The organism is Methylopila turkensis (assembly GCF_027922325.1).
GTDB classification, from domain to species: Bacteria; Pseudomonadota; Alphaproteobacteria; order Rhizobiales; family Methylopilaceae; genus Methylopila; species Methylopila turkensis.
Genome location: NZ_BSFL01000002.1, coordinates 193,388 through 219,255, shown reverse-complemented (window position 1 = coordinate 219,255; position 25,868 = coordinate 193,388). Strand labels below are relative to the sequence as shown.

The following is a 25,868-nucleotide window of genomic DNA, read 5'->3' as shown; positions in this document are numbered from 1 at the left end:
GCCGCTCACTCGTCCATCTTGAGCGCGGCGATGAAGGCTTCCTGCGGAATCTCGACGCGGCCGAACTGGCGCAGCTTCTTCTTGCCGGCCTTCTGCTTGTCGAGCAGCTTGCGCTTGCGGCTGGCGTCGCCGCCGTAACACTTCGCGGTCACGTCCTTGCGCAGCGCCCGGATGGTTTCGCGGGCGATGATCTTGCCGCCGATCGCCGCCTGCACCGGGATGACGAACAGGTGCGGCGGGATCAGCTCCTTGAGCTTCTCGCACATCACCCGGCCGCGCGCTTCGGCGCGAGTGCGGTGCACCAGCATGGACAGCGCGTCGACCGGCTCGGCGTTGACCAGGATTGACATCTTCACGAGGTCGCCGACGCGGTAGTCGGTGATGTTGTAGTCGAACGACGCGTAGCCCTTCGAGATCGACTTCAGCCGGTCGTAGAAGTCGAACACCACCTCGTTCAGTGGCAGATCGTAGACCACCATGGCGCGCTTGCCGACATAGGACAGGTCGATCTGCAGGCCGCGCCGATCCTGGCAGAGCTTAAGGACAGAGCCGAGATAGTCGTCGGGGGTGAGGATCGTGGCGCGGATCCACGGCTCCGCGATCTCCTCGATCTTCATCACGTCCGGCAGGTCGGCCGGGTTGTGAAGCTCGATCTCCTCGCCGTCCGTCAGCTTGATCTTGTAGACGACCGAGGGCGCTGTCGCGATCAGGTCGAGGTTGAACTCGCGCTCCAGCCGCTCCTGGATGATCTCGAGATGCAGCAGGCCGAGAAAGCCGCAGCGGAAGCCGAAGCCGAGGGCCGCGCTGCTCTCCATCTCGAAGGAAAAGCTGGCGTCGTTGAGCCGGAGCTTGCCCATGGCGGCGCGCAGGTCGTCGAAATCGGCGGCGTCCACCGGAAACAATCCGCAGAACACCACCGGCTGGGCGGGGCGGAAGCCCGGCAGCATGTCCTTGGTCTGGCGCTTGTCCTCGGTGATGGTGTCGCCGACGCGGGTGTCCGCCACCTCCTTGATCGAACCTGTGAGAAATCCGATCTCGCCGACGCCGAGGCTCTCGACATCCGTCATCTTCGGCGTGAACACGCCGACCTTGTCCACGTCGTAGACCGCGCCGGTGCCCATCAGGCGGATCTTCATGCCCTTCTTCAGGACGCCGTCGACGATCCGCACCAGCACGACGACGCCGAGATAGACGTCGTACCAGCTGTCGACCAGCATGGCCTTCAGCGGCGCGTCCCGGTCGCCCTTCGGCGGCGGCAGACGCTTTACGATGGCCTCCAGAACGAGATCGATGCCAAGGCCGGACTTGGCGGAGATCGGCACCGCGTCGGAGGCGTCGAGGCCGATCACCTCCTCGATCTGCTCCTTGACGCGGTCGGGCTCGGCCGCAGGCAGATCGATCTTGTTCAGTACGGGCACGATCTCGTGATTGTTGTCGAGCGCCTGATAGACGTTGGCGAGCGTCTGCGCCTCCACGCCCTGGCTCGCGTCCACCACCAGCAGCGATCCTTCGCAGGCCGCAAGCGAGCGTGACACCTCGTAGGCGAAGTCCACGTGGCCCGGCGTGTCCATCAGGTTCAGGATGTAGGTCTTGCCGTCCTGCGCAGGGTAGGTAAGGCGCACGGTCTGCGCCTTGATGGTGATGCCGCGCTCCTTCTCGATGTCCATCGAGTCGAGCACCTGCTCCGTCATCTCGCGCGCCTGCAGGCCGCCCGTGGTCTGGATCAGGCGGTCGGCGAGGGTCGACTTCCCGTGGTCGATGTGGGCGACGATCGAGAAGTTGCGGATATTGTCTTGCGGTGCGGAAGCCATGGCCGCGCGGATAGCAGGGACGGGCGGAGTCGGCAAGGAGATCAGGGCTCCGAGGACACGCGTGGAGCCCGGCGGCGCCATTCTTTCGCGTCGAGGCGGGTTGGCGAGAGGAAGCGGTCGCGGCTCCGCAGTCCATCCTTGCTTCCGCGCAGCGGCGTGACGCACTACCTATCGGGCATGACGACAAACGGCGACGACCTCTCCGACCGGCAGGCCGAGCGCATCGCGCGCGCGCTGGCGGAGCCGCGCCGCGTGCAGATCCTGAAGGAGATCGGCGCGGCCTCCGATCCGACGCCCTGCAGCGCCCTGCTGGAGAGCCAAGCCGTCAGCGCCGCCACCTTGTCGCACCACATGAAGGAGCTCGAGACGGCCGGGCTGATCTCGATCCAGCGCGACGGACGCTATGCGAACCTGACGCTGAACCGCGAAGTTCTCGCCGCCTATCTCGCGCGGCTCGCCGCCATCTGACGCCCCAGAAAAATCCCCGGAGCGGGCCTCTTGCGCTTCAATAGTTCGACATTCATCTAACTATCGAAGCAACTCGCTGCAGGGTAAATCCAAATGAGCGAACTCAAGGGCAAAACCGCGATCGTGACCGGGGCCTCGAAGGGCATCGGCGCGGGCATAGCGCGGGCGTACGGCGCCGCGGGCGCCGCCGTGGTCGTGAACTACGCGTCCGACAAGGCGGGCGCCGAGCGCGTCGTCGCGGACATTCAGGCCGCCGGCGGCAAGGCGGTCGCCGTGCAGGGCGACGTCTCGAAGGAGGCGGACGTGCTCCGCCTGTTCGACGAGGCGGAGGCGACCCTTGGTCGGCCAAACGTGTTGGTCAACAACGCCGGCGTCTACGAATTCGGCGCGATCGAGGACCTCACGGTCGAGCATTACCGCCGCCAGTTCGACATCAACGTGCTCGGCTCGCTGCTTACGATCCGCGAGGCCGCCAAGCGCTTCGGGCCGGAGGGCGGCGTGGTCGTCAACGTGTCGTCGGTCGCGGGCCGCGGCGTGTATCCGACGGTCTCGGTCTACAGCGCGACGAAGGCGGCGGTCGACCACTTCACACGGATCCTGGCCGCGGAGCTGGGCCCGAAGAAGATCCGCGTCAACGCGGTCAATCCCGGAGGCGTCGAGACGGAAGGCACGCACGCGGCTGGCGTCATCGGCGGCGAGTTCGAGCAGCAGATCATCGCCTCGACCCCGCTCGGCCGTCTTGGCCAGCCGGACGACATCGCCAAGGTCGCGGTCTTCCTGGCCTCCGACGCGTCGGGCTGGGTCACCGGCGAAACGCTGGCGGTCTCCGGGGGCCAGCGCTGAGATACGGAGGAGCGCGGCCCCCGCCGCCGCGCTCCTCCGTCCTCGGGTCAGGCGCGGCCGGCGAAGATCGCCTTCTTCACCACGGCGTGGACGCCCCAGTTGCCGTCCACCACCTGCGTGACGCCGAAGTCGACGCCGATCGACATCAGCGACGTCGCCTCGTCCTCGGTCAGTTTCTGCGTGGTCATGAGGAAATGGCGCATCTTGCGGAAGGCGTCGCGCATCGCGAGGTCGACCGACGACTTGCCGTAGATCGCGGACTGGGCCTCCGCCCCGAGCTCCTTCAGGTAGTTCGCGAACGAGAAGCCGTGGACGAGCCACTCGTCCTTCGTCTCCAGCATCGGGTAGTTCAGCTCCTCGAGCGGCGTGCCGGCCAGATCCCCCTTCTTGTGCAGGACGAGCTGGAACACGCCGGTGAGCGAGCACTCGATCGCCGTGCCGCAGAGCTCGCTGTCGCCCTGGCTCGCATGCGGGTCGCCGACCGACAGCAGTCCGCCCTCGACCGCGACGGGATAGTACATCGTCGCGCCCTTGCCGATGCGCCAGTTGTCGATGTTGCCGCCGACATAGTTCGGCGGGATCGTGTCGACGAACTCGACCTCGGAGGGGGCGAGGCCGAGCGTGCCGAAATGCGGGCGGATCGGCACCCGCACGCCCTTCAGCACGTCGAAGTTCCGGCTCGTCTTGGCGTGGTCCACCGGCACGCCGGGATAGTCTATGGTCTCGTGAACGACGCCGAACGGGTCGGTTTGCGGCACCCATTTGAAGTTGTAGACCGCCTGCGCCCAGCTCTTGGCTCCCGCGGCGTCGACCTCGTAGATCGTCACCACCTCGCGCTTTTCGCTCAGCATGTCGTTGTAGTGGTAGCCCCACCAGGCGGCGGCGTTGGAGCCGAAGGCCTTGCCCTTGAACTTGGGGTTGGCGCAGGGGCGGGGGACGCAGTCGAGGATGCGCACCTCCAGCACGTCGCCGGGCTCGGCCCCGCGCACATAGACCGGCCCGGTCATGACGTGGACGCCCTGGCCCTCGCCGGAGCCCTTCTTGTAGACCTTCGGGTCGGTCGGGCCGGCGCCGCGGCGGTCGACGCCCTTCTTGTCCTTGGTCCAGAGAAACACGCTCTCGGCGCCCGGATCGCCCTCGACCATACGCTCGGCGTCGTCGTTGGCGTGGTGGGTCAGCGTCTCGATGGTGACGATGTCGCCCGAGTCCACCTCCACCCGCGGCTTCAGCGACTTCGAGAAATAGCCCCAGTGCACGGTGTCGGCGTTGGCCGGCAGGTAATGCGACTTCGGGACCGCGGGCGACTTCGCGGCGGTCGCCTGGGCGAGCGCCGGCGTCACCAGCGAGGCGCCGGCCGCGCCGAGGGTGGCGATCCCGCCGGCGGCGACGAAAGAGCTTTTCAGGAAGCCGCGACGCTCGTGGTCGAGATCCTCGCGGAAGGCGCGGTAGTGCAGCTCGAATTGTGGGCAGTTCGCATCGTCGCCGCGGCACATGGCGTGTCGTCCTTGTCTCTTCCCGCCGGCCCGGAACGCCGGCGGGGAGACCGACGCAAACGCGGCGCCACCTGCCGACGAAAGCGCTTTCCGGCCAGTCGGTTGGTTGCCCTTGCGGACGAGCGCCCGCGGCGCGTGCGGCGGCCTTGGCCCTCAGCGCAGCAGCAGGGCGACCGCCGCCGCCGCGATCACGGCGAAGGTCGTCAGGATGCCGCCGCCGCGGCACGCGAACTGGAGCGGCGTGTTGGGGGCTGCGAACATGCCGATCGGATGCAGCAGCCGGGCGACCACCAGCGCCAGCAGCAGGGCGCGCGTCAGCCCCGTCGATCCGCCGCCGGCCTCGTAAAGCCCGATCAGCAGCAGCGCGAACGGCACGTACTCCGCAAAATTGCCGTGGGACCGGATGCGCTTCGAAAGCCCCTTGTGGCCGCCGTCGCCGTGCAGCGTCCGGTCCCCGACCCGGCCCGCGACCACCCACGCCGAAAGCCCGACGAAGATCAGCGCGAGCAGCGCGCCGTAGAAGGCGGTGAGGGCGGGAAAAATCATGCGCGGCGCTCCGGTGCGGTTGGCGGGGGCTCGGTCAGAACCAAGGCGCGCGGCGGTTCGTTCCGCGCCGCGACGGTCGTGGCGCCGACGCCCGCCGCCGGGGCGCGTCCGCCCCGACCGCAGGACATGGAACGACGGCGCCTGGATACCGTTGGTCAAGGCGGCGTGAGTGGTCGCGCCGCGCACCGGAGACGCCGCCTGATGTTCGAGACAATGTGGAAACTCGCGATGCTGACGATCGAATGCCAGCAGGTGATCGGCCTGCGGATGGCGATGGTCGCCCGTGGCGGCGCCGAGGTCGGCGAAGAGATTCAGCTGATGATGTCCGAAAAGACGGCGTCGGCGTTTCGTTGCGGTCCGGCGCTGCTCGCCGGCGGATCGTTCGACCGGATGATCGACGACTACCGCGGCGTGGTGCAGGCGAACGCCCTGCGCCTTGCGGCCCCGGTCGCGTCATGAGCACGGCCAGCCAGGATCTCGCCGGGTTCCGCGCCACGCTCGTCGAGCAACGCGTGCGCCATGTCCGACGGTGCGCGAAAGCCGGGCGGTCGGGCGCGACGGCTTCGAACGCGGAACGGCTCACGCAGATCCAGAACGCGATCGAGGCGATCGACCGCGCGCTTGCGGACGATCAGGCGCATGGCGAACTGGGCGCCATAAACGCCGACGACGATTGAGGTTTTCGGAGCGCACCGCGGCTCCATGACTTCTGCGGCGCCACCTTCGCCGCGGGGCTTTTCCGCGAACGGTTCGCGCCGTGCGGCCGGGGCGACGGTTTCCGACATGTCCCAAGTCCGGCCGTCATGCCCCCTGCGCGTGGCGCCGACAAATCCGTTCCCTGATGCGGCATGATCGCGTGGTCGCCCGACCCGCCTCCGGTCGCAGGGAAGCGTTCCGCGGGGGCGGAAGCGTGTCGGGCGGGGCTTGTGGTCGGGACGGGCTTGGGATCGGACGGATGGAGGCGCGGGAACGCCGCAACGTCGATGCTTTGGGTTGAGTGAGGGACGCTGCGGCGCCCCGCGCACGGTTTTCGGCAAGTCGAGACGCTCTGGCCACGCCCCGGTCGTAGTGCCGGGGGTTTGACGTGTTGCCGACGGGCCATTCGCGATCCGTCCCTCGAACAGGTTCCCGGGACAGGGAAGCCGGTCCCCCCTGGCGCAGGCTCCGCCCTCCTCCCGCGCCGGCGGACGGCCCGCCGACGCCTCCATGGTTGGGAGGAGGCGGGGAAAGCGTGGCTGAGGAGGGGGCGAATGTCAAGGATTATATTCCTTAAAAGTAAGCGAGAAGGCGATTTCGCCAATTGTTTGTCTAAGATCGAATCGTTTAAATGCGAGGGAGGCGGTGACGATCGAAAAGGCCAGAGCTAGAACGCCCTGCGCTCGAACATGCCAATAATTCTCTCCACGATGTTCGTGACGAGTTCTAGTGTTTCGATAATTGGCTCGCCTTCGATGTCTATAATGCTGGTTTTTCCAAACGATATGGCGATAGATGCCTGAATTTCCTCGCGGAATTCTCCCGGAGATCGGTGAATTTCAACATCGTTTTCAAGCGGGCAGATTTTGCGAAACTGAGTGGGTGTTCCGGCGTCGATCATGAGCGATGCTAAGCCGCCGCCGATGCAGAAGGTTCCGTTCGGCCCGATGAACACGCCGGGGACTTCGACCCTAGCGCTCAGTTGAACAGTGGCCGCGGCCACGGCTACAATGCCATTGTGCTTGTCGAATACATCGAGAATATTAAGCCTGAAAAGTGCAGCGTTTATTCCTTCGCAAGCTTTTATCCGGAGGATAAGTTTCTCAGCTGATGCTCTAACACCCTGTATTTTCGAGATAGTTCCGGGCTTCGATCGCTTAGCTCTGGCCTCTATAGGGAATCCCCCATTCTGGTGGGGCGTCTTTCCATTCGCGCGGACTAGATCACACACAAGATAGTCGAGAGCTGTTCGCAAGTTATGAACCGCATCCCCGGCAATGGAACTCACATCCCGTGGGATCGGTTCGTGGACCAGCATGCGAAAGACATTCTCACCAGTCTGCGGATCAATGTCGTGAGTGAGTTCATAAGCGTTTCGAGTAGCGAAGTCGGCTGCTAGGTTTGCTAATTCCGCAATGTGACGCTTGGCGCGTTCGACTTTTAATTTCGGCCCGATGAGCTTCGATGGATCGGTCGGTTTGACAGGACGAAACGTAGTTAATGATTGAGTTTCCTGCGAATAGCTTTGGATAAGGGCACCGTTAAAATAAGTCGTCGTCCGGCCGTCATTTGTGTTCACCGCGTAGTACCCACCGCCACCAGAGGGTTTTTCTGTCATATCAGCCTCGCAGGCGACCAGAACCAAGACGACGTGTTGAAGAGCATGCCCAACTCTCGCCGAGAATCCGAGATTGGAAAAGTTCTGGCTAGAACGTGGGGTTTCTCGCTTTACCAAGAGAAAAGAGGGCCGGAATTTCTGACGGGGTTTTCCCGGCCACGCCAAACTCTGACATTAGACGCGCTTGGCTGATCGCCTTAAGCGTTTCCGCGCGGCGCATACCGTCGTTGCTGTGACAGCGCCTCGCCGCAGTGCCGATAGACGCCGATCATCCAGCATTTGAGGCCCGCATTCGATCGTCAAAGAGACGCTACGCGACGGGAGAGGCGACCCGGCGGCCATGGCGTGAGGCGGTCGGGCCGCGGTCACTCCCCCGGAACCACCTCCGCAACCGCGTTCTCCCGCGACCGGAGTTGGCCCTCGCCGTCAGGCCTGCGATCGCTTACGCCCGCCGGCCGGGCCACATGTCCAAAAATGTCTCGGCGATCGCCCGCAGCTCGCTTTCGCTCGCCCCGCTGCCGGCGGCGACCAGCAGGCCGTCCGTCGCGGCCTTGAGGGTCAGCGCCAGACTGCGCGGTTCGTAGGAGGGCGGAAAGTCGCCATCGCGGGCCGCCTGCTCGATGCGCGCGATCAGCCTGTCGCGCCAGTAGCGGCCACGCTCGGTGACGAATTCGCGGATGCTTTCGTCACCAGGCGCATGGCTGAGCGAGTGGACGATGCCCATGCTGCCCTTGGGATCCGCCGTGCCGGTTTGAAGGGCGATCGTGCCGTGAAGCAGATGTTCGGCGACGCCATGCGCATCGGGCTGGTCCAGCGCCTCGAGCATGTAAGCGGTCTTTTCCCGCTCATAGAGATCCATGACCTTCCGGAACAGGTTCTCCTTGTCGCCGAAGGACGCGTACAGCGTGGCGCGGCTGATCCCCATCGCTTCGATCAACGTGCCGACGCTCGCTCCCGCATATCCGTGGCGCCAGAACACGCGCATCGCCGCCGCCAAGGCGGCGTCGCTGTCGAACTGACGCGGCCGCCCCCGCGCCGCTGAGCCTCCCGTCGTCGCCGGCGTCGCATCGCGTTCGCTCATGACCACACGCCCGCCGCCCCGCCATCATCCCGGTTGACTTTTGGAACGATCGGTATAGCTCTAATTCTGGAACGATCAGTTTAGCCGGCGCCCGCCGCCGGTCAAGGTCGTTCGATTCCAACTCCAAAGGAACTCGATATGGCTTACTCAGAACAGGAAAACGCGAACCGCCGCCTCGTGACCGAAGCGCTGAACGACGCGTCGCAGGATTTCACGCGGTTCTTCGAAACGACGTTTGCGCCCGACGTTGAATGGACGATCGCCGGACATGGTCCGGTCGCGCGCACCTATCATGGCCTGAAGGATCTCTTCGACAACGCCGAGGAGGCGCTCTTCGCGCGCTTCGCGGAACCGCTGAAGATCACGACCCGCGGCGTCTGGGCCGACGGGGACAAGGTGTTCGCGCAGATCGACAGTTCGAGCCGGGCCATCGACGGCGAGCCCTACAGGAACGGCTACATGTACATCATGACGATCAAGGACGGGAAGGTCGTCTCAGGAATCGAATGGCTGGACCTGAACGCCTATTACGAGATCCTGCAACGCGTGCGGGTGTGACAGGCCACGGCGCGCCTTACTCTCCCGGAACCACCTCCGCGACTGCGTTCTTCCGCGAGCGGATCGCGCCGAGCAGGCGGCCGGTGACGTGCCAGAAGCCGCGGTGGCTGCCCTTGTGATAGGGGCTGTCGGGCGGCAGCGTCGCGCAGAGGCGGGCGTGGGCCGCGCCGAGCGCGTGGTAGGGCAGGCGCGGCAGCAGGTGGTGTAGGCCGTGGTAGCGCAGGCCGACCGGCGCCCACAGCATCGGCAGGGTCGCCGGCGGCGGCACGTTCACGCTATCGAGGAACTGCTCGGTCGCGGTCATCTCGGAGCCGTGCTCGTTCTCCCAGTGATGGGCGACGAGGGTGCGGAACTGGTTGACCACCGCGACCGCCGAACCGAGCGCGAGCGCGGTGACGAACACGGGCAGCGCGATCACGCCCACGGCGGTGAGCCCCAGGAAGGCGAGCGCCCAGACCGCGCAGAGCGTCTCCAGCAGGCGGAAGCGGCGGGCCTGATCGCCCGCGGGCATGTCGCGCTTGAACTCTGGGTTGATCGCGAGCGCCGAGCAGCGCTCGATCACGAAGGTCCGGAGCTTCGGCGAGATCCAGGACAGCGGCGCGAGCACGGCGAAACGGATCAGCAGGCCGAGCGGCGCCAGCGCCGAGACGGCCAGGAACACGGCGACCTGCGCCAGCGCGCCGTTCGCGAGCGGCAGGTACTCCGGATCGAGCTTCGTGCCGTAGCGCGACTTGGCGTGGTGCTGGTTGTGCACGCCCTCGTACATCAGCGAGGGCGTCAGGAACGGCACGCCGATTAGCGCGTCGTAGCCGGCGCGGAAGCCCGGCACGTCCTGCGGCCTGAGGTGGCTGACCTCGTGGATGAAGCTGACGCCGCGGTAGAAGGCGAGGGTGGCGACGACGAAGAACGCCGCCTTGAGGCCGAGGCCGGGCGCCAGCACGACGCCGGCGAAGCTGGCGTAGGCGACGGCGGCGGTCAGGATCAGGTCGGTCCAGTAGACCGCAGGCCGCGCGGCCGCGAGGTCGGCGCAGAGCTTGTGGGCGGAGGCGACGAGGTTCTGGTCGGGTGCGGACAAGGGGCTGCGCGCTCGCGTCAGGGATTTGCGCCGCTTACGGCGGCGCTTCGGGCGCACCTTAGCATTTCGTCGGGGCCAAGACACGCGTCGGCGCGGAGGCTGTCATGCGCGGACGGGCGGCTGAGGGGGAAAGCCCAAGAGCGTGTCGGGACATTTGATCTCGCGTCATGCCCGGCGTAGCCGGGCATCCACGACTTTGACGTAGCGCGCGACGCTCAAGTCGTGGATGCCCGCGAAGGCGCGGGCATGACGGCGGGGACGCGCCGGCCTGGACCGGCGGCCCGGACGCGGCGGAGTTTCAGGCGCGTTCCTTCGCCTTGTGGCGGTCCCTGTCGCCGGCTTCGAGCGCGGCCGTCATGTGGCGGCGGATGGTGTTCTGCCGGGCGGTCGAGCTCACCTTCGCGCCGGTGAGGTCGGTGACGTAGAACACGTCGACCGCGCGCTCGCCGAAGGTCGCCACATGGGCCGAGACGATGTTGAGGTTGAGCTTCGAGATCGCGGTGGTGAGCTCGTAGAGCAGGCCGGGCCGGTCGAGCCCGACCGCCTCGATCACCGTGTGCCGGTCGGACCATGCGTTGGTGACGTTGACCTCGGGGGTCACCTGGAAGGCGCGCGGGCGCCCCTTATGGCCCTTCACCTTCTGCTCGACGATGTCGAACAGCCAGATGTCGCCGGTCAGCGCCCGCTCCACGCTTTCGGCGATGCGGCGGGCGCGGCGCAGTTCGTCCTCGTCCTGCGGGAAGGCGCGGCCGATGAAGATCGAATCGAGCGCGAAGCCGTCGGTGGTGGTGTGGATGTGCGCGTCCATGATGTTCGCGCCGCCGGCCGCGCAGGCGCCGGCGATGATCGACAGCAGGCGCGGATGATCGGGCGCGAGCACGGTCAGCTCGGTCACGCCGCGGAAGGCGTCGGTCTTCACCTCGGTCGCGAGCTTGCAGCCGTCGACGCAGGCCTCCTTCAGGAAGCGGGCGTGGGCGACGGCGCGCTGCGGCTCCACCCTGAGCCAGTAGGGCGGGTAGTGCCGTTGGGCGTAGGCCTCGAAGGCCTCGTCGGTCCAGTCCGGCAGGGCGGCCCTGAGCTCCCGCCGCGCCTCCTCGACCTGACTCTTGCGGTCGCCGATCTCGCGGCCGCCAGTGAGCGCGTTGTCGGTCTCCCAGTAGAGCGTGCGCAGCAGCTGGCCCTTCCAGCCGTTCCACACGCCCGGCCCGACCGCCTTGATGTCGCAGATCGTCAGGATCAGCAGCAGCTTCAGCCGCTCCGGGCTCTGCACGATCTTGGCGAAGTCGGCGATGGTGCGCCGGTCCGACAGGTCGCGCGACTGCGCCACGATCGACATGGTGAGGTGCTGCTCGATCAGCCAGGCGACCGTCTCGGTCTGCGCCGCGCTGAGGCCGAGCCGCGGGCAGAGCCTGCGGGCGATGCGCGCGCCGGCGACGGAATGGTCCTCCGGCCGCCCCTTGGCGATGTCGTGCAGGAACAGCGCCACATGAAGCACGACGCGATCGCGCACCACCGCGATCAGCTCGTTCGCCAGCGGATGCTGGTCGCCGGCCTCGCCGCGCTCGATCTCCGACAGGATGCCGATCGAGCGCAGCAGGTGCTCGTCCACCGTGTAGTGGTGGTACATGTTGAACTGCATCATCGCGACGATCTTGCCGAAGTCGGGGATGAAGCGGCCGAGCACGCCGGCCTCGTTCATCCGCCGGAGCGTCACCTCCGGCGAGCGCCGCGACGTCAGGATCTCCAGGAACAGCCGGTTGGCCTCGGCGTCGTCGCGCAGTTCACCGTCGATCAGCTTGAGCGAGCGGGTGACGAGCCGGACCGCCGCCGGGTGCAGCGCGAGCCCGTGGGCGTCGGCGAGCTGGAAGAAGCGGATCAGGTTGACGGGATCGCGCGCGAAGGCCTGATCGTCGGCCACGTTCAGCCGCTCGTGCTCCACGATGAAGTCGCCGAGCGCCTTCGGCTTGCGGCGCGGCTTCAGCCGGGTCAGGAAGCGGTCGAGCCTGGCCTTGGGCTTGGCCTCGCGCTCCTCCAGCGCGTAGCAGAGGATCGCGGTCAGGTCGCCCACGTCCTTCGCGACGAGGAAGTAGTGCTTCATGAAGCGCTCGACGTCGCGCAGGCCGGGATGCTCGGTGTAGCCGAGCGCGATCGCGATCTCGCGCTGCAGGTCGAACGACAGCCGATCCTCGGGCCGCCCCGTGATGAAGTGCAGGTGGCAGCGCACCGCCCAGAGGAAGTCCTCGCACTTGTGGAACAGCTTCAGCTCGGCCGCCGAGAACAGGCCGATCCCGACCAGCTCCTCCACGTCGTGGACGCGGTAGACGTATTTCGCGATCCAGAACAGCGTGTTGAGGTCGCGCAGCCCGCCCTTGCCCTCCTTGACGTTCGGCTCCACCAGGTAGCGGGAGGCGCCGGACTTGCCGAGCCGGTCGTCGCGCTCGGCGAGCTTGGCGGCGGCGAACTCGGCGCCGGTGCCCTCCACCACCTCGGCGTCGAAGCGGCGCATCTTCTCGGCGAAGATCTCCTCGTCGCCGCAGAGGTAGCGGGCCTCGAGCACCGCGGTGCGGATCGTCATGTCGGCGCGCGACAGCCGCACGCATTCGTCGACCGAGCGCGTGGCGTGCCCGACCTTGAGGCCGGCGTCCCACAGCACGTAGAGCATGGCCTCGACCACGCTCTCGCCCCAGGCGGTTTGCTTGTAGGGCAGCAGGAACAGCAGGTCGACGTCGGAGCCCGGCGCCATCGCCCCGCGCCCGTAGCCGCCCACGGCCGCGACGCAGAGCCGCTCGCCGGAGGAGGGGTTCTGGCGGGGATAAAGGTCCTCGGTCGCGTGGGCGAACAGCGCGCGCAGCACCGCGTCCATCAGGCCGGACAGGCGCTGCGCGCACAGCATGCCGGCGGCGTCCTCCTCGAGCCACTTGCGCGCGGTGGCGCGCCCGCTCGCGAGCGCCTCCTTGACCCGGGCCACCACCTCGTTGTGCCGCGTCTGGCCGTCGCCCTTCCGTTTCGCGGCGATCGCCGCGAAATCGGCCGCGAGCGCCTTGGCGTCGCAAAGCTCGCGGGCGTCGCGCGCGGCGCGCAGGCGTTGACGGACAGTGGACATCGGGACTCGCAGGCGTCGAAGCGGACGATCGGGCGGTTCGGGCGCGGAACATAAGGGGACAGGCGTTAAAGCGCCATGCGTGGGACCTCCAGCGAGGGTTGAACGCGAAGAAAGCCCCAAACCCGGCTGATCAGGACGCAGCCGAATCTTGCGGAACGAGATGCTCCGGCTCCAGCCAGATCGAGTGCATCGCAAGAGGGAGCCCGACGACTTCGCCGACCTCGAGTTCGTCGAGGTCGCCCTGCCTGCCGACGATCGGAAACACCCGGCCGACGCAGAGGTGAAAGATCGCGCGGCTGTCCGCGGGCAGTATTGCGGGGAGGCTCGCGACCTTCACCAGATCGCCGATCTTCATCGCAGCGGTTTCCGACTGCGCCGCGCCCATCATTCCTTCTGCAGCGCCTTCAGCCTGTAGAGCGCCTCCAGCGCGCCCTTCGGGGTCAGCTCGTCGGGGTCGATGGCGTCGAGCGCTTCTGCGAGCGGGTCGGGGCCGGCCTCGGGCTTCGGCCGGGTCGCGGCGAACAGCGGCAGGTCGTCGATCATGCGCTCCACCGGCGAGGCGCGGTCGGCGGCCTCCAGCTCGTCCAGCACCGCCTTGGCGCGGCGCACGACGGAAGGCGGCAGGCCGGCGAGCTTCGCCACCTGGATGCCGTAGGAGCGGTCGGCGACGCCGGGCGCGACCTCGTGCAGGAACACCACCTCGCCCTTCCACTCCTTCACGCGCACGGTCGCGTTGCGCAGCCGGCCCAGGCGGCGGGCGAGCGCCGTCAGTTCGTGGAAATGGGTCGCGAACAGCGACCGGCAGCGGTTGACCTCGTGCAGGTGCTCGATCGCGGCCCAGGCGATCGACAGGCCGTCGAAGGTGGCGGTGCCGCGGCCGATTTCGTCGAGGATCACCAGCGAGCGCGGCCCCGCGGTGTTCAGGATGGCGGCGGTCTCGACCATCTCCACCATGAAAGTGGAGCGGCCGCGGGCGAGGTCGTCGGCCGCGCCGACGCGGCTGTACAGCCGGTCCACCACCCCGATATGCGCGGCCTTGGCCGGGACGAAGGCGCCGGCCTGCGCCAGCACCGCGCACAGCGCCGCCTGCCGGAGATAGGTCGACTTGCCGCCCATGTTCGGGCCGGTGACGAGCTGGACGAGGCCGGCGTCGAGCTCCGGCTCCGACAGCGCGACGTCGTTCGGCACGAACGGCTTGCCGGCGCTCTTCAGCGCCCGCTCGACGACGGGATGGCGGGCGCCTTCGAGCTTGAAGTCGAGCGAGGCGTCCAAATGCGGGCGCGCATGGCCGCAGTCGACCGCGACCTCGGCGAGGCCTGCGGTGACGTCGAGCACGGCGAGCGCCCCGGCGCAGGCGGCGAGCCCGTCCCAGCCGGCGGAGACGCGGGCGGCGAGCGTCTCGAACAGATCGAGCTCCAGCTTCAGCGCGGTGTCGCCGGCCTCGCCGATCCGGCGCTCGAGATCGCCGAGCTCGGTGGTGGTGAAGCGCATGGCGCCGGCCATGGTCTGGCGGTGCACGAAGGTCTCGCCATGGGGCGGTTTGAGCAGGCGCTCGCCATGCTGCTGGGGGACCTCGATGAAGTAGCCCAGCACGTTGTTGTGCTTGATCCGGAGCGTGCGGACGTCGGTCGCATCGGCGTATCCGGCCTGAAGCTGCGCGATCACCTTGCGGCTCTCGTCCCGCAAGCTCCGGGCCTCGTCCAGCTCCCGCGAGGCGCCCGGCCGCACGAAGCCGCCGTCGCGCTTCAGGAGCGGCAGGTCGTCGGCGAGCGCGGCCTTGAGATCGCGCGCCAGCGCGTGGTCGGCGCGGGCGAGCGTGGAGGCGACGCCGGCGATCTCGGCGCCTTCCTCGGCGAGGCCGTCGATGCGGGCGGCCAGCTGCTCCGCCGCCTTCAGCGCGTCGCGGATGGCGGCGAGGTCGCGCGGGCCGCCGCGTCCGAAGGCGATGCGCTGGGCGGCGCGCGCGAGATCGGGCGCGGCGCGCAAGGCCGCCCGCACCGCGCGGCGACGGTCGGGCGCCTCAACGAAGGCCTCGACCGCGTCGTGCCGGCGGGCGATGGCCGCGACGTCGGTGAGCGGTCCTGCGAGGCGGCTCGCCAGCAGCCGCGAGCCGCCGGCGGTGACGCAGGCGTCGATCACGCTGAGCAGGCTGCCTTCGCGATCGCCGCCGAGCGTGCGGGTGAGCTCCAGATTGGCGCGGGTGGCGGCGTCGATCTCCATGGTCGCGCCGCGCCCCTCCCGCACGGGCCGCGCGAGCGGCGGACGGCTCGCGAGCTGGGTGCGTTCGAGATAGCCGACGACGGTCGCGGCGGCGGTGAGCTCCGCGCGGGTGAGCGCGCCGAAGGCGTCCGCCGTCGCGACGCCGAAATGGCCGGCGAGCCGGGCGTCGGCGCGGGCGGGGTCCGTCAGGTCGCGGGCGGCCGGCGTCACCGCCGCGCGGGTCTCGGCCGTCGCAGGCGCGAGCTCGGCGACCAGCGCTTCGGGCACGAGGATCTCCGCCGGATCGAGCCGGGCGAGCGCCGCGCCGATCGTCTCCGCCGCCGCCTCGCCGACCGCGAAGGCTCCGGTCGAGACGTCCACATGGGCGAGGCCGAAGGCGAAGCCGCCGGTCTCCGCGCGGGCGCGCGCCACCGCGACCAGCAGGTTCGCGCGCCGGGGCTCCAGCAGCGCGTCCTCGGTCAGCGTGCCGGGAGTCACGAGGCGGACCACGTCGCGCCGCACGACCGACTTCGCCCCGCGCTTCTTCGCCTCCTTCGGGTCCTCGGTCTGCTCGCAGACCGCGACGCGGTGGCCGGCCGCGATCAGGCGCTGCAGGTAGTCGTCGGCGCGCTCCACCGGCACGCCGCACATCGGGATGTCCTCGCCGAGATGCTTGCCGCGCTTCGTCAGCGTGATGCCGAGCGTCCGGCTCGCGATCTCCGCGTCCTCGAAGAACAGCTCGTAGAAGTCGCCCATCCGGTAGAACAGCAGGCTGTCGGGATTGGCGGTCTTGATCTCGACGTATTGCTCCATCATCGGCGTCACGCGCGCGGGGGCGGTATCGCGGACTTCGGTCATGGAGCCTTCTTCGAGCCGGATGGCGGACGCCGATCCCTACCATGGCGCGAAGGCGCAGGACGAGGCGCAGGCCGGCGCTTACCCGCCGTCATCCCCACCTCTCACGCCCTGAGCAGCATGGCCCCGCCGGTCAGCCCCGCGCCGGCGGCGGCGAGCAGCAGCGTCTCGCCCGGCGCGATCGGCCGCGCCTCGGCGCTGAGCGCGAGCGAGAGCGGGATGGTGGCGGCGGAGGAGTTGCCGAACTCCGCGATCGACGAGACCATGGCCTCGTCGCGCACGCCGAGCCTCGCGCCGACGGCCGAGAAGATCCGGGCGTTGGCCTGGTGGGGGACGAAGCGGTCGACCGCCTCCGCCGCGACGACGGCCTCCTCGAGAACCTCGCGCGAGCAGGCCGTCATCAGCTTCACCGCGTCCGCGAACAGGCCGCGGCCGTCGGCGATGGTCATGCGGGTGTCCTCGATCGGCGTGTCCGCCGCGAATGGGCGCGCGCTGCCGCCGGCCGGTATGCCGACGAGGCCGTAGCCCGCGCCGTCGGAGGCGAGCGAGACCGCGACCGCGCCGCGGGTCGGGTCGGCGTCGGGCGCGAGCACGACCGCGCCGGCGGCGTCCGCGAAGAGCACCGAACTGCCGCGCTCGGCCGGGTTGATGCGGCGGCTGAGAAGGTTCGCCGCGATCACGAGAACCGCCTGCCCGCGCGCCCTGACATGGGCGTCGGCGAGGCTGAGCGCGTAGAGGAAGCCCGCGCAGGCGCCCGCGAGATCGACCGCGCCGGAACGTTCGAGCCCGAGGCGATGGGCGACCAGCGGGCCGCTCGGCGGCAGCAGGTGATCGGGGGTCGAGGTCGCGAGCAGGGTGAGGCCGATCGCGCCGCGGTCGATCCGGGCGCTCGCCAGCGCCCGCTCGCCGGCGGCCGCGGCGAGGTCCGACAGCGTGTCGCCGTCGGAGGCCCAGCGCCGCTCGCGGATGCCGGTGCGGCGCTCGATCCAGCCGGGCTCCAGCCCGAGATCGGCCTCAATCTGCGCGCTCGTCACGCGCCGCTCGGGCGCGGCCCAGCCGAGCCCCGCGAGCTGGACGCCGGGCGACCTCATCGCACGAGCCCCGCCACGTCCGCGGCCTCCTCGAAGGCGTCGAACACGCGGTCGAGCTCGGCTTCGGTGACGCAATAGGGCGGCATGGCGTAGAGCGTATCCCCGAGCGGCCGCAGCAGCAGGCCGCGCTCGAGGAAGAACCGGCGCAGCTTCAGCCCGACCTCCGCGAGATAGCCGGGATCGGGCACCGCGAGGTCGACGGCCGCGATCGTGCCGCAGGCGCGCGGGGCGCGGAAGCGGGGATCGCCCTCGAAGCGGCGGATGCGCGCGGCTTGCCATCGCGACAGCGCCGCGATCCGCTCCGTCACCGGCTCCTCGCGCCAGATCTCCAGATTGGCGACCGCCGCCGCGCAGGCGATGGGATTCGCGGTGTAGGAGGAGGAGTGGAAGAAGGTCTTTGCGCGGTCGCTCGAATGATGCGCGGCGAAGATTTCTTCGCTCGCGAGCGTCGCGGCGAGCGGGACGGCGCCGCCGGTGAGCCCCTTCGACGCGCACAGGATGTCGGGCGAGACGCCGGCTTGCTCGCAGGCGAACAGCGTTCCGGTCCGGCCCCATCCCGTCATCACCTCGTCGGCGATGAAGTAGGCTCCATGCTTTTCGGCGATGCGCTTCAGCTCCGCCAGAACCTGTGGCGTGTAGATACGCATGCCGCCCGCGCCCAGCACCAGAGGCTCGACGATCAGCGCCGCGACGTCGCCCGCCCGCGCCAGCGCCTCGAAGGCGTCGAGCGTCGCCTGCTCCCGGCCCGCGGCGGGGAAGGGGATACGGCCGACCTCGAACAGCAGCGGGGCGTAGGGCGCGTTGAACACGCCGCGCTCGCCCACGCTCATGGTCCCGATCGTGTCGCCGTGATAGGCGCCTTCCATCGCGACGATCTTGGTCCGCGCGACCCCGCGGTTGGAGAACGCCCCGAGCGCCATCTTGAGCGCGACCTCGACCGCGGTCGAGCCGGAGTCGGAATAGAACACATGCGTCAGGCCGGCCGGCGCGAGCGCCACGAGCTCGCGCGCCAGCCGCTCGGCCGGCTCGTGGGTGACGCTCGCGAAGATCACCTGGTCGAGGCTCTCCGCCGCCTCCCGGATCGCCGCGACGATGCGGGGATGGCCGTGGCCGTGGGTCGTGACCCACCACGACGAAATGGCGTCGAGCAGCGCACGCCCGTCCGAGGTGTGCAGATACGCGCCCTGCGCGCGGACGACGGTCGGCGGGTCGGGCTCGAGCGCGTGCTGGAAGAAGGGACGCCAGACGGGGGAGGGCGATGTCATCGGAGCGGACGGATATCGAAGCCCGCCGCGAAGGCCGCCTTCAGCGTTTCGGGCGTCAGCGGGTCGAGCCGCGGCAGGCGTCCCAGGACCTTCGCGCCGGAGAAGGCGGCGATGGTCGCGATCGTGTCGGGATTGTCGTCGCCCACGAAGGCGACGCCGGCGATCGGGATGCGGCGCGCTTTCAGGGCCTCCAGCGAGAGCAGAGCATGGTTGATGCCGCCAAGCGCGGTGCGGGCGACGAGGACCGCCGGAAAACCCCAGCGCGCGAACAGGTCGATGGTGAGGACGTCGCGCGTCAGCGGGACGAGCAGCCCGCCGGCGCCCTCGATCACGAGCGGGCCGTCGACGGAAGGCGGGTCGAGCCGATCGACCTCGATCGCGACGCCGTCGAGTTCGGCCGCGAGGTGCGGCGAGGCAGGCGTGCGCAGCCGGTAGGCCTCGGGCAGAACGCGTTCGGGGTTAAGCCCGGCGAGGCGAGCGACGGTCTCGGAATCGGTCGCCTCGTCGAGCCCGGCCTGCACCGGCTTCCAGTAGTGCGCGCCGAGCGCCGCCGCGAGCGCCGCCGCGACCACCGTCTTGCCGACGCCGGTGTCGGTGCCTGTCGCCACGATCGGGGTCATGCCGCGGCCGCCGTCAGGGCCTCCGCGATGGCGTCGGTCAAGCCGGTCACGGCCGCCTCGTCCGCGTTCAGCGTGAGCGAGATCCGGAGCCGGGCGGTGCCTTCGGGCACGGTCGGCGGGCGGATGGCGCGGCAGTCGTAGCCCGCGGCCTGCAGCCGCCGCGCGATCGCCGCGGCGCGGGCGTTGAGGCCGAGGATCACGGGCTGAATCTGCGTGCCCGTCGGCGTGACGCCCAGAACGCCCAGCCTGCGGCCGGCGAGTTCGACCATCCGCGCCAGCGCCGCGCGGCGTTCGGGCTCGTCGGCGACGATTCTGAGCGCCTCGCGCACCGCCGCCGCCATCAGCGGGGAGGGCGCGGTGGCGTAGATGAAGGGCCGGGCGCGGTTGACGAGGAAGTCGACGATCGGCGCAGGGCCGGTGACGAGCGCGCCCGAGGCGCCGAGCGCCTTGCCGCAGGTGTGGACCGCGATCAGCGCGGAGCGCCCCTCGAAGGCCTCGCCAAGGCCGCGCCCGCCCGGGCCGAACACGCCGGTGGCGTGGGCCTCGTCCAGCAGCAGGAAGCCGTCATGGGCCTCGGCGATCGCAAGCAGGTCCGCGACCGGGGCCGCGTCGCCCTCCATGGAATAGATGCTTTCGGCCGCGATGAACGGGGTCCCGCGCCCGCCGGCCGCGCGCCAGGCGCGGATCGCGTCGTCGAAGCCCTGCGCGTCGTTGTGAGGCGCGCTCGCGACATCGGCCTTGGTCTGCCTGAGGCCGTCATGCACGCTGGCGTGGACCAGCGCGTCGTGCACGACGAGGTCGCCCCGCTGCGGCAGCGCCGCGACCAGCGCGACGTTGGCTGCGTAGCCCGAACCGAGGAACAGCGCGCGCTCAGCGCCGAAGAAGGCCGCGGCCTCGGCCTCCAGCGCCTCGTGCTCGGGATCGTTGCCGCGCAGCAGGCGCGAGCCCGCCGCGCCGACGGCGACCCCGCGCGCGAGCGCGTCGCGCACGGCGTTGGCGAGGCGCGGCGACGCGCTCAGGCCGAGATAGTCGTTCGAGGCGAAGTCGACGCCTGCGCGCGGGATCAGCGCGCGGCGGCGGCTGCGGCGCTCCAGCCCGTCGAGCGCGGAGGCGTAGCGCGCCAGGCCCGCGGCGGTCATCCCGCGGCGCCCGGAGCCTCCGGCTTGATCCCGAGGCGGCGGAACAGGCCCGCGTCGTGGTCCTCGCCGGGGTTGTCGGCGGTGAGCAGGGTCTCGCCGACGAAGATCGAATTGGCGCCGGCGAGGAAGCACAGAGCCTGGGTCTCGTCCGACATCTCGGTGCGGCCGGCGGAGAGCCGCACATGGCTCGTCGGCATCATGACGCGGGCGAGCGCGACCGTGCGGACGAAGTCAATCGGGTCGATCGGCGCGGCGTTCTCGAGCTGGGTGCCGGGGATCGGGATCAGCATGTTGATCGGCACGCTCTCCGGCGCCTCGGGCAGGTTCGCGAGCGTCACCAGCATGTCGATGCGGTCGTCCTCGGTCTCGCCCATGCCGAGGATGCCGCCGGCGCATACCTTCATGCCGGCCTGGCGGACGTTGTCGAGCGTCTCAAGCCGGTCGGCGAAGGAGCGGGTGGTGATGATCTCGGAATAATAGCGCTCCGAGGTGTCGATGTTGTGGTTGTAGTAGTCGAGCCCTGCGTCCTTGAGGCGGATCGCCTGCGCCGGCGACAGCATGCCGAGCGTCATGCAGGTCTCCATCCCGAGCGCCTTCACGCCCTCGACCATGGCGACGACCATCTCCATATCGCGCTCCTTCGGCGAGCGCCAGGCGGCGCCCATGCAGTAGCGCGTGGCGCCGCCGTCCTTCGCCTTGCGCGCCTCCGCGAGCACCCGCTCGACCTCCATCAGCTTGGAGGCGGACAGCTTTTCGCCCGGCATGCGGGCGGACTGGCTGCAATAGCCGCAGTCCTCGGGGCAGCCGCCGGTCTTGATCGACAGAAGCTGGCTCATCTGCACTTCGTTGGCCGGGAAATGGCGGCGATGGACGGTCTGCGCCTGCAGGATCAGGTCCATGAACGGCTGCGCGTAGACGCGACGCGCCTCCATGCGCGTCCAGAGCGCCTTGAGGGGGGCCTGAACCGCTGTCGCCGTGGAATTGGAAAGCGCCATCGCCCGCCCGTCCGCTGATGATGTGACCGCACTGCAATATCGCCTTACACGCATCCGCGGCCGCTGGAAACGCCCTCCGAACGGCGTAAGGCCGCAGATGGTCAGGGCGCCGGGCGGCGCAGCACGAGCCGCGACCGGAACCAGTCGGACAGCAGCTCCTTCTCGTAGGGCCAACTCGACAGCGACGAGCGCGCCGCCGGGCTCGCGAGGTAGCTCATGTCGGTCAGGGTCTCGCGCCCGCGGGCGAGCGTCCGCCCGCGCTCCCTCAGCGTGTAGGCGAGGGTGACCCGGGGCGGCGTGACGTCCCGCAGCACGCGCACGTCCTGAAACGTCGCCCGCCACGGCTCGAACTGGCCGGCGGGCCGGATGTCGATCAGCTCGATCGCGACCGACTGCCCGGCCGGGAGCCGGGTTTCGGCCAGCCGGGCGAGATGCCGCGACAGCGCGGCGAACGCCGCGTCCCGCTCGCGCGCGGAACGAAAGAGGCGCGTGTCGACGCCGGGCTGCCGGGCGACGCGCACCACGGCCTCGCCCGCGGCCACGGGGGCAGGCGAGAGCGCGACGACGGCCGCCGTGGCGAGCGCGCTGGCTAGGCCGCGGACGATCGCCGCCGAACTGTGGCCGAAAAGCGACTCGGGGTTCATGGGTCGGTCTCCAAGTTATGCCAAATGCCATGGCCGGCGCGCGACGCCTCGGCCCGGTCGTCGCCGCGGCCTCGTCTTTCGCATCGGCCGCCTCGGGGATCACGCTCCTGTGATGTTGCGCGGCGACATCATCCCGCGGGGCGGCGAAAGCGACGATGATCTTGCCGCGTCGCCATAGGAAGACAGCAACATAAGCTCCTTATCCCCGATAAATCCGGCTTAGTTCTATGTGTGGTGCGAGAGCTGGACATAGATTTGAATTGTTCGAATTCGAATATTTGCGAGAGCTCTTGAGTGTTCTGCGGAGTCTCCTGTACGGGCGGACATCGTTTCGCGCTGGAGTTCCGTTTCATGTCACGTTTGTCGCACGCTATGCTTGCGAGCGTCTCGCTCGCCGTTCTGTCGCTTCCGCAGGGCGCGCAGGCTCAAGGCGCGGCCGGCGGGACGACGGTGCTCGAGGAAATCTCGGTCGAGGGTCAGGGGACGGAGACCCGCCGCGTCGACGGCGCGCCGGGCGTCGCCACCAACGACGGCTACGTCGCCAAGACCACGCGCTCGGCCACCAAGACCGACACGCCGGTGAACGAGGCGCCTCAGACCATATCGACGGTGACGCAGAAGCAGCTCGACGACCGCCGGCCGCAGAATCTCCAGGAGGCGCTGAACTACACCCCGGGCGTTCGCACGGGCGCCTACGGCGGCGACCCGCGCTTCGACAGCTTCTTCATCCGCGGCGTCGACGTCACCTACACCGGCGTGTTCCGCGACGGCCTCCGCCAGTTCAGCAGCCCGAGCGGTCTGTTCCGGCTGGAGCCCTACGGGCTGGAATCAGTCACGGTGCTCAAGGGGCCGTCCTCCGCGCTGTACGGCGCGAGCGCGTCCGTCGGCGTCATCGACCTGATCTCGAAGCGTCCTACCGACTACAAGTTCGGCGAGGTCGAGGTCCAGACGGGCTCTCACGCACGCAAGCAGGTCAGCTTCGACATCGGCGGGCCGCTGAACGAGCAGGGCACGGTGCTCTACCGGCTGACCGGCCTCGCGCGCGACGCGAACACGGAGATGAGATACGTGCCGGACGACCGCGTGTTCATCGCGCCGGCCGTCACCTTCCGGCCGAACGACGACACCGAACTCACCATCCTGACCGAGTTCATGCATGGCCGGACCGGCGGATCGGCCGCCTATGTGAACCATTACGACGCCGACTTTAACTCGATCGGCGCGGTAAAGACGCAGCTCGCCAATGGCAAGTTCAACAACTTCACGCAGGATCAGGGCCGGGTCGGCTACGAGTTCAAGCACAGCTTCAGCGACATGGTCAGCATCCACCAGAACGTTCGCGGGTCGGCGCTCACCCAGCGCGAGGAATACAATGGCCGGTACAGCGAACTCTCGGAAGCGGGTGGCGCCGGGCTGGTCAAGGAGCAGTTCGTCGCTCTGGCGGCGGACACCTATCTCAAGACCGAGCTTCAGACAGGTCCGGTCTCGCATACGCTGCTGACCGGCGTGGACGTCAGCCTGCTGAAGTACTCGTCGAAATATGCGCTGAGCTACTATTCCGATCCCGATGAGATCGAGATTCCTGACTTCGGCTCGGACGCTGCGACGCCGTTCAGAGCCAAGCAGGACCAGAGCCTAATCGGCGTCTATGCGCAGGACGAGCTGAAGATGGACGCTTGGCGGTTGACGCTAAACGGCCGTTACGACTGGTTCGACAGCACGTACAAATCTGATACGACAGCGTTTGATGGCGTCCGCACGAAGGACACGCAAAAGCAAAACGAGGGCAAGTTCACCGGCCGCGTCGGCCTGAGCTACGTCACGGAGTTCGGCCTCACGCCCTATGTCGGCTACGGCACGTCCTTCGTTCCGAATCCGGGCACCGTCATCGACGGGACCGTGACGAAGCCGACCGTGGGCGAGCAGGTCGAGGCGGGCGTCAAGTACAAGTTCCCGGACGCCAACGCGACCATCAACGCCTCCGTCTTCAACCTGAAGCAGGATGATGGCATCGTCTACGCGGTGGTCACGGACTCGTCCGGCTCAAGCAACCGCCAGACCCAGCTCGACTTCCGGTCGCGCGGCTTCGAGCTCGAGGGTACGGCGACGCTTGCGAACGGGGTCAACCTGCTGGCCTCCTACGCCTATGTAGACACGAAGATCGGCAAGCCCGACAGCATCAAGGGCAAGAACCTCACCAGCATTCCGAAGCACTCGTTCTCGCTGTGGGGCGGCTATGACGTGCCGGACGGCGCGGCCAAGGGGCTGAGCCTCGGCGCCGGCGTCCGCTACACGGGGCGCAACTTCGGCGACAACGCGAACCGCTCGGTCATCGCCAACAAGGCCCGCGCGTTCGTCGACGCCAAGGCGTCTTACGAGCTCGAGAACCTGAATCCCAAGCTGAAAGGGCTGAAGTTGCAGTTGAACGCCACCAACCTGCTCGACAAGGTCGAACAGGTCTGCTCGTCGAACTATTGCTACTTCGATGAGGGCCGTAAAGTGATCGCCAGCCTGAAGTACCGCTGGTGAATCTGGCGAACGGCCCGCGGCGCGGAGACGCCTCGCCGGTCCGGCTTCTGGTCGGGCTCGGCGGGCTCTACACCGCCCAGAGCGTGATCGGCGGGGTGATCTTCACGGGGCTCCCCGCCGTGATGCGCCAGAGCGGGGCGTCGCTGAACGACATCGCGCTCGTCCTGATCACGGTGCTGCCGTGGTCGTTCAAATTCCTCTGGTCGCCGGCGGTCGAGCGCTTCCGCTCGCCGCATGTGGGGCGGCGGCGGTCGCGGCTGGTCGTCGGCGTGGTCGGCGCGTTCGGGGCCGGCGCGATCGCCGCCTGCGCGGTGATCGGGACCGCGGCGCTCCTTCCGCTGATGGTCGCGATGGTGATCGCGTCGTTCTGCTCGGCGACCGTCGACATCGCCTGCGACGGCCATGCGGTCGAGAGCCTCGCGGAGAAGGACCGCGGCTGGGGCAACGCGGCCCAGGTCGGCGGCGCCTATCTCGGCGCGGCGATCGGCGGCGGCCTGTTCCTCGTGCTGATCGACCATCTCGGCTGGACGCCGTCTACGCTGGTCATGGCCGCGATCCTGGTCGGGCTCGCGCTGCCGTTCCTGCTCGCGCCCGACGGGGCGCGCGCGGCCCGGCCGGACCGGCCGCCGCAGTCGATCATGGCCGCGCTGAAGCGCCCGGAGATGCGGTCCGGCCTTGCGTTGATCGCCTTCTATGTGCTCGGCCAGAAATGGGCCTCGGTGCTGATCGGTCCGTTCCTGATCGACGCCGGCCTGAGCCTGACGCTGCTCGGCGTTCTCCAGGGCGTCGGCGTCACTGTGGTCGGGCTCGCCGGCGCGGCCGGCGGCGGCGCGCTGGTGCGTCGCTACGGCGCCTTCGGCGTCATGGCCGCCGCGCTCGCGGCCCAGGCCGCGGCGACCGCGGGTTTCGCGCTGTGCGCCTACGCCGAGATCCATTCCCCGGCGCTGCTTTCAGCCATCGCCGTCGTCTCGGCGGGAACGCTGTCGCTCGGCTTCGTCGCGGTCTATTCCGAGCTGATGGGACGCGCCTCGCCCGATCAGGCCGGCGTCGACTTCACTCTGTTCCAAAGCATGGACGCCATCGTGGCGGTGGTCGGCTGGTGGCTCGTCAGCGCGCTCGGCGACGCCTTCGGCTTCGCCGCCGGCTTCGGGGTCGTGGCGGCCGCGTCGCTGGCCGCCTGCCTCGCATTGGGGCTGGGCTTCGGCGCCGGCCGCGCGCGCGAGGCGCGCGCCGTCTGAC

The 25,868-nt window shown here is 68.9% G+C and carries 22 protein-coding genes; 7 read left to right on the top strand and 15 right to left on the bottom strand.

The genetic code is table 11. The features are described 5' to 3' along the window. Positions 1-5 precede the first annotated feature (5 nt). A complete protein-coding gene (lepA, locus tag PKE78_RS07675; RefSeq protein WP_271200288.1) occupies positions 6-1,811 on the bottom strand; it encodes a translation elongation factor 4 in 1,806 nt (601 codons plus the stop codon). 156 nt (positions 1,812-1,967) lie between these two features. Here lepA and PKE78_RS07670 point away from each other — a divergent pair, with 156 nt between their 5' ends. Together PKE78_RS07670 and PKE78_RS07665 are read left to right on the top strand one after the other, a co-directional pair. Continuing rightward, positions 1,968-2,279: an ArsR/SmtB family transcription factor gene (locus PKE78_RS07670; RefSeq protein ID WP_271200287.1), complete on the top strand. Its 312-nt coding sequence runs from the start codon at positions 1,968-1,970 to the stop codon at positions 2,277-2,279. A gap of 93 nt (positions 2,280-2,372) precedes the next feature. Beyond that, positions 2,373-3,122: a glucose 1-dehydrogenase gene (locus tag PKE78_RS07665; RefSeq protein WP_271200286.1), complete on the top strand. Its 750-nt coding sequence runs from the start codon at positions 2,373-2,375 to the stop codon at positions 3,120-3,122. Between the two features lie 47 nt (positions 3,123-3,169). Here the strand turns inward: PKE78_RS07665 and PKE78_RS07660 are convergent, their stop codons facing one another. Together PKE78_RS07660 and PKE78_RS07655 are read right to left on the bottom strand one after the other, a co-directional pair. Continuing rightward, the gene (locus tag PKE78_RS07660) at positions 3,170-4,615 is read right to left on the bottom strand and encodes an acetamidase/formamidase family protein (RefSeq protein ID WP_271200285.1); all 1,446 of its coding nucleotides are present in this window, start codon (positions 4,613-4,615) and stop codon (positions 3,170-3,172) included. Between the two features lie 153 nt (positions 4,616-4,768). Continuing rightward, positions 4,769-5,161 (bottom strand): MAPEG family protein, encoded by a 393-nt coding sequence (locus PKE78_RS07655; protein WP_271200284.1) that lies wholly within the window; start codon positions 5,159-5,161, stop codon positions 4,769-4,771. A gap of 126 nt (positions 5,162-5,287) precedes the next feature. Between PKE78_RS07655 and PKE78_RS07650 the strand changes: the two genes are divergently transcribed. After that, the gene (locus PKE78_RS07650) at positions 5,288-5,620 is read left to right on the top strand and encodes a hypothetical protein (protein ID WP_271200283.1); all 333 of its coding nucleotides are present in this window, start codon (positions 5,288-5,290) and stop codon (positions 5,618-5,620) included. Beyond that, the gene (locus tag PKE78_RS07645; protein ID WP_271200282.1) at positions 5,617-5,838 is read left to right on the top strand and encodes a hypothetical protein; all 222 of its coding nucleotides are present in this window, start codon (positions 5,617-5,619) and stop codon (positions 5,836-5,838) included. The genes PKE78_RS07650 and PKE78_RS07645 overlap by 4 nt, the downstream gene beginning before the upstream one ends. Positions 5,839-6,524: 686 nt before the next feature. Here the strand turns inward: PKE78_RS07645 and PKE78_RS07640 are convergent. After that, complete coding sequence (locus tag PKE78_RS07640; RefSeq protein WP_271200281.1) at positions 6,525-7,475, bottom strand: hypothetical protein; 951 nt, start codon at positions 7,473-7,475, stop codon at positions 6,525-6,527. A gap of 442 nt (positions 7,476-7,917) precedes the next feature. Next, positions 7,918-8,556, bottom strand: coding sequence for a TetR/AcrR family transcriptional regulator (locus PKE78_RS07635; protein ID WP_271200950.1), 639 nt, complete (start codon positions 8,554-8,556; stop codon positions 7,918-7,920). Between the two features lie 138 nt (positions 8,557-8,694). On the opposite strand from PKE78_RS07635, the gene PKE78_RS07630 reads away from it, so the two are divergent. Further along, positions 8,695-9,114 carry a nuclear transport factor 2 family protein gene (locus PKE78_RS07630; protein WP_271200280.1) on the top strand — a complete coding sequence of 140 codons (420 nt, stop codon included), beginning with the start codon at positions 8,695-8,697 and terminating at the stop codon, positions 9,112-9,114. Positions 9,115-9,130: 16 nt separating this feature from the next. Here the strand turns inward: PKE78_RS07630 and PKE78_RS07625 are convergent, their stop codons facing one another. The 10 genes from PKE78_RS07625 to PKE78_RS07580 all read right to left on the bottom strand — a co-directional run bounded on the left by PKE78_RS07625 (position 9,131) and on the right by PKE78_RS07580 (position 22,100). After that, positions 9,131-10,189 (bottom strand): fatty acid desaturase family protein, encoded by a 1,059-nt coding sequence (locus tag PKE78_RS07625; protein ID WP_271200279.1) that lies wholly within the window; start codon positions 10,187-10,189, stop codon positions 9,131-9,133. A 298-nt stretch (positions 10,190-10,487) separates the two neighbouring features. Further along, positions 10,488-13,292 carry a [protein-PII] uridylyltransferase gene (locus tag PKE78_RS07620; protein ID WP_271200278.1) on the bottom strand — a complete coding sequence of 935 codons (2,805 nt, stop codon included), beginning with the start codon at positions 13,290-13,292 and terminating at the stop codon, positions 10,488-10,490. Positions 13,293-13,422: 130 nt separating this feature from the next. Beyond that, complete coding sequence (locus PKE78_RS07615; RefSeq protein WP_271200277.1) at positions 13,423-13,647, bottom strand: hypothetical protein; 225 nt, start codon at positions 13,645-13,647, stop codon at positions 13,423-13,425. A 29-nt stretch (positions 13,648-13,676) separates the two neighbouring features. Then, on the bottom strand, positions 13,677-16,349 hold the full coding sequence (mutS, locus tag PKE78_RS07610) for a DNA mismatch repair protein MutS (RefSeq protein ID WP_271200276.1): 2,673 nt from the start codon (positions 16,347-16,349) through the stop codon (positions 13,677-13,679). Positions 16,350-16,450: 101 nt separating this feature from the next. Continuing rightward, positions 16,451-17,437 carry a beta-ketoacyl-ACP synthase III gene (locus PKE78_RS07605; protein ID WP_271200275.1) on the bottom strand — a complete coding sequence of 329 codons (987 nt, stop codon included), beginning with the start codon at positions 17,435-17,437 and terminating at the stop codon, positions 16,451-16,453. After that, positions 17,434-18,702, bottom strand: coding sequence for an adenosylmethionine--8-amino-7-oxononanoate transaminase (locus PKE78_RS07600; RefSeq protein WP_271200274.1), 1,269 nt, complete (start codon positions 18,700-18,702; stop codon positions 17,434-17,436). Before PKE78_RS07600 ends, PKE78_RS07605 begins: the two co-directional genes overlap by 4 nt. Further along, positions 18,699-19,322 carry a dethiobiotin synthase gene (gene bioD, locus PKE78_RS07595; RefSeq protein WP_271200273.1) on the bottom strand — a complete coding sequence of 208 codons (624 nt, stop codon included), beginning with the start codon at positions 19,320-19,322 and terminating at the stop codon, positions 18,699-18,701. The genes PKE78_RS07600 and bioD overlap by 4 nt, the downstream gene beginning before the upstream one ends. Then, positions 19,319-20,461: an 8-amino-7-oxononanoate synthase gene (locus tag PKE78_RS07590; RefSeq protein ID WP_271200272.1), complete on the bottom strand. Its 1,143-nt coding sequence runs from the start codon at positions 20,459-20,461 to the stop codon at positions 19,319-19,321. Before PKE78_RS07590 ends, bioD begins: the two co-directional genes overlap by 4 nt. After that, positions 20,458-21,393, bottom strand: a complete 936-nt coding sequence (gene bioB, locus PKE78_RS07585; protein WP_428981255.1) for a biotin synthase BioB — start codon at positions 21,391-21,393, stop codon at positions 20,458-20,460. Before bioB ends, PKE78_RS07590 begins: the two co-directional genes overlap by 4 nt. A gap of 164 nt (positions 21,394-21,557) precedes the next feature. Then, complete coding sequence (locus tag PKE78_RS07580) at positions 21,558-22,100, bottom strand: DUF3016 domain-containing protein (RefSeq protein ID WP_271200270.1); 543 nt, start codon at positions 22,098-22,100, stop codon at positions 21,558-21,560. 351 nt (positions 22,101-22,451) lie between these two features. Here PKE78_RS07580 and PKE78_RS07575 point away from each other — a divergent pair, with 351 nt between their 5' ends. Together PKE78_RS07575 and PKE78_RS07570 are read left to right on the top strand one after the other, a co-directional pair. Further along, positions 22,452-24,629 (top strand): TonB-dependent siderophore receptor, encoded by a 2,178-nt coding sequence (locus PKE78_RS07575; protein ID WP_271200269.1) that lies wholly within the window; start codon positions 22,452-22,454, stop codon positions 24,627-24,629. Next, the gene (locus PKE78_RS07570) at positions 24,626-25,867 is read left to right on the top strand and encodes an MFS transporter (protein WP_271200268.1); all 1,242 of its coding nucleotides are present in this window, start codon (positions 24,626-24,628) and stop codon (positions 25,865-25,867) included. Before PKE78_RS07575 ends, PKE78_RS07570 begins: the two co-directional genes overlap by 4 nt. The last annotated feature ends 1 nt before the right edge of the window (position 25,868 follow it).

What these genes read in the sequence shown, in the direction of transcription:
- PKE78_RS07635 (WP_271200950.1), bottom strand. Translation starts at nt 8,556, where the DNA reads ATGAGCGAACGCGATGCGACGCCGGCGACGACGGGAGGCTCAGCGGCG.
- PKE78_RS07575 (WP_271200269.1), top strand. Translation starts at nt 22,452, where the DNA reads ATGTCACGTTTGTCGCACGCTATGCTTGCGAGCGTCTCGCTCGCCGTT.
- PKE78_RS07650 (WP_271200283.1), top strand. Translation starts at nt 5,288, where the DNA reads ATGGAACGACGGCGCCTGGATACCGTTGGTCAAGGCGGCGTGAGTGGT.
- PKE78_RS07640 (WP_271200281.1), bottom strand. Translation starts at nt 7,475, where the DNA reads ATGACAGAAAAACCCTCTGGTGGCGGTGGGTACTACGCGGTGAACACA.
- lepA (WP_271200288.1), bottom strand. Translation starts at nt 1,811, where the DNA reads ATGGCTTCCGCACCGCAAGACAATATCCGCAACTTCTCGATCGTCGCC.
- bioD (WP_271200273.1), bottom strand. Translation starts at nt 19,322, where the DNA reads ATGACCCCGATCGTGGCGACAGGCACCGACACCGGCGTCGGCAAGACG.
- mutS (WP_271200276.1), bottom strand. Translation starts at nt 16,349, where the DNA reads ATGACCGAAGTCCGCGATACCGCCCCCGCGCGCGTGACGCCGATGATG.
- PKE78_RS07645 (WP_271200282.1), top strand. Translation starts at nt 5,617, where the DNA reads ATGAGCACGGCCAGCCAGGATCTCGCCGGGTTCCGCGCCACGCTCGTC.
- PKE78_RS07655 (WP_271200284.1), bottom strand. Translation starts at nt 5,161, where the DNA reads ATGATTTTTCCCGCCCTCACCGCCTTCTACGGCGCGCTGCTCGCGCTG.
- PKE78_RS07580 (WP_271200270.1), bottom strand. Translation starts at nt 22,100, where the DNA reads ATGAACCCCGAGTCGCTTTTCGGCCACAGTTCGGCGGCGATCGTCCGC.
- PKE78_RS07600 (WP_271200274.1), bottom strand. Translation starts at nt 18,702, where the DNA reads ATGACATCGCCCTCCCCCGTCTGGCGTCCCTTCTTCCAGCACGCGCTC.
- bioB (WP_428981255.1), bottom strand. Translation starts at nt 21,393, where the DNA reads ATGGAGGCGCGTCGCGTCTACGCGCAGCCGTTCATGGACCTGATCCTG.
- PKE78_RS07605 (WP_271200275.1), bottom strand. Translation starts at nt 17,437, where the DNA reads ATGAGGTCGCCCGGCGTCCAGCTCGCGGGGCTCGGCTGGGCCGCGCCC.
- PKE78_RS07620 (WP_271200278.1), bottom strand. Translation starts at nt 13,292, where the DNA reads ATGTCCACTGTCCGTCAACGCCTGCGCGCCGCGCGCGACGCCCGCGAG.
- PKE78_RS07630 (WP_271200280.1), top strand. Translation starts at nt 8,695, where the DNA reads ATGGCTTACTCAGAACAGGAAAACGCGAACCGCCGCCTCGTGACCGAA.
- PKE78_RS07615 (WP_271200277.1), bottom strand. Translation starts at nt 13,647, where the DNA reads ATGAAGATCGGCGATCTGGTGAAGGTCGCGAGCCTCCCCGCAATACTG.
- PKE78_RS07660 (WP_271200285.1), bottom strand. Translation starts at nt 4,615, where the DNA reads ATGTGCCGCGGCGACGATGCGAACTGCCCACAATTCGAGCTGCACTAC.
- PKE78_RS07665 (WP_271200286.1), top strand. Translation starts at nt 2,373, where the DNA reads ATGAGCGAACTCAAGGGCAAAACCGCGATCGTGACCGGGGCCTCGAAG.
- PKE78_RS07590 (WP_271200272.1), bottom strand. Translation starts at nt 20,461, where the DNA reads ATGACCGCCGCGGGCCTGGCGCGCTACGCCTCCGCGCTCGACGGGCTG.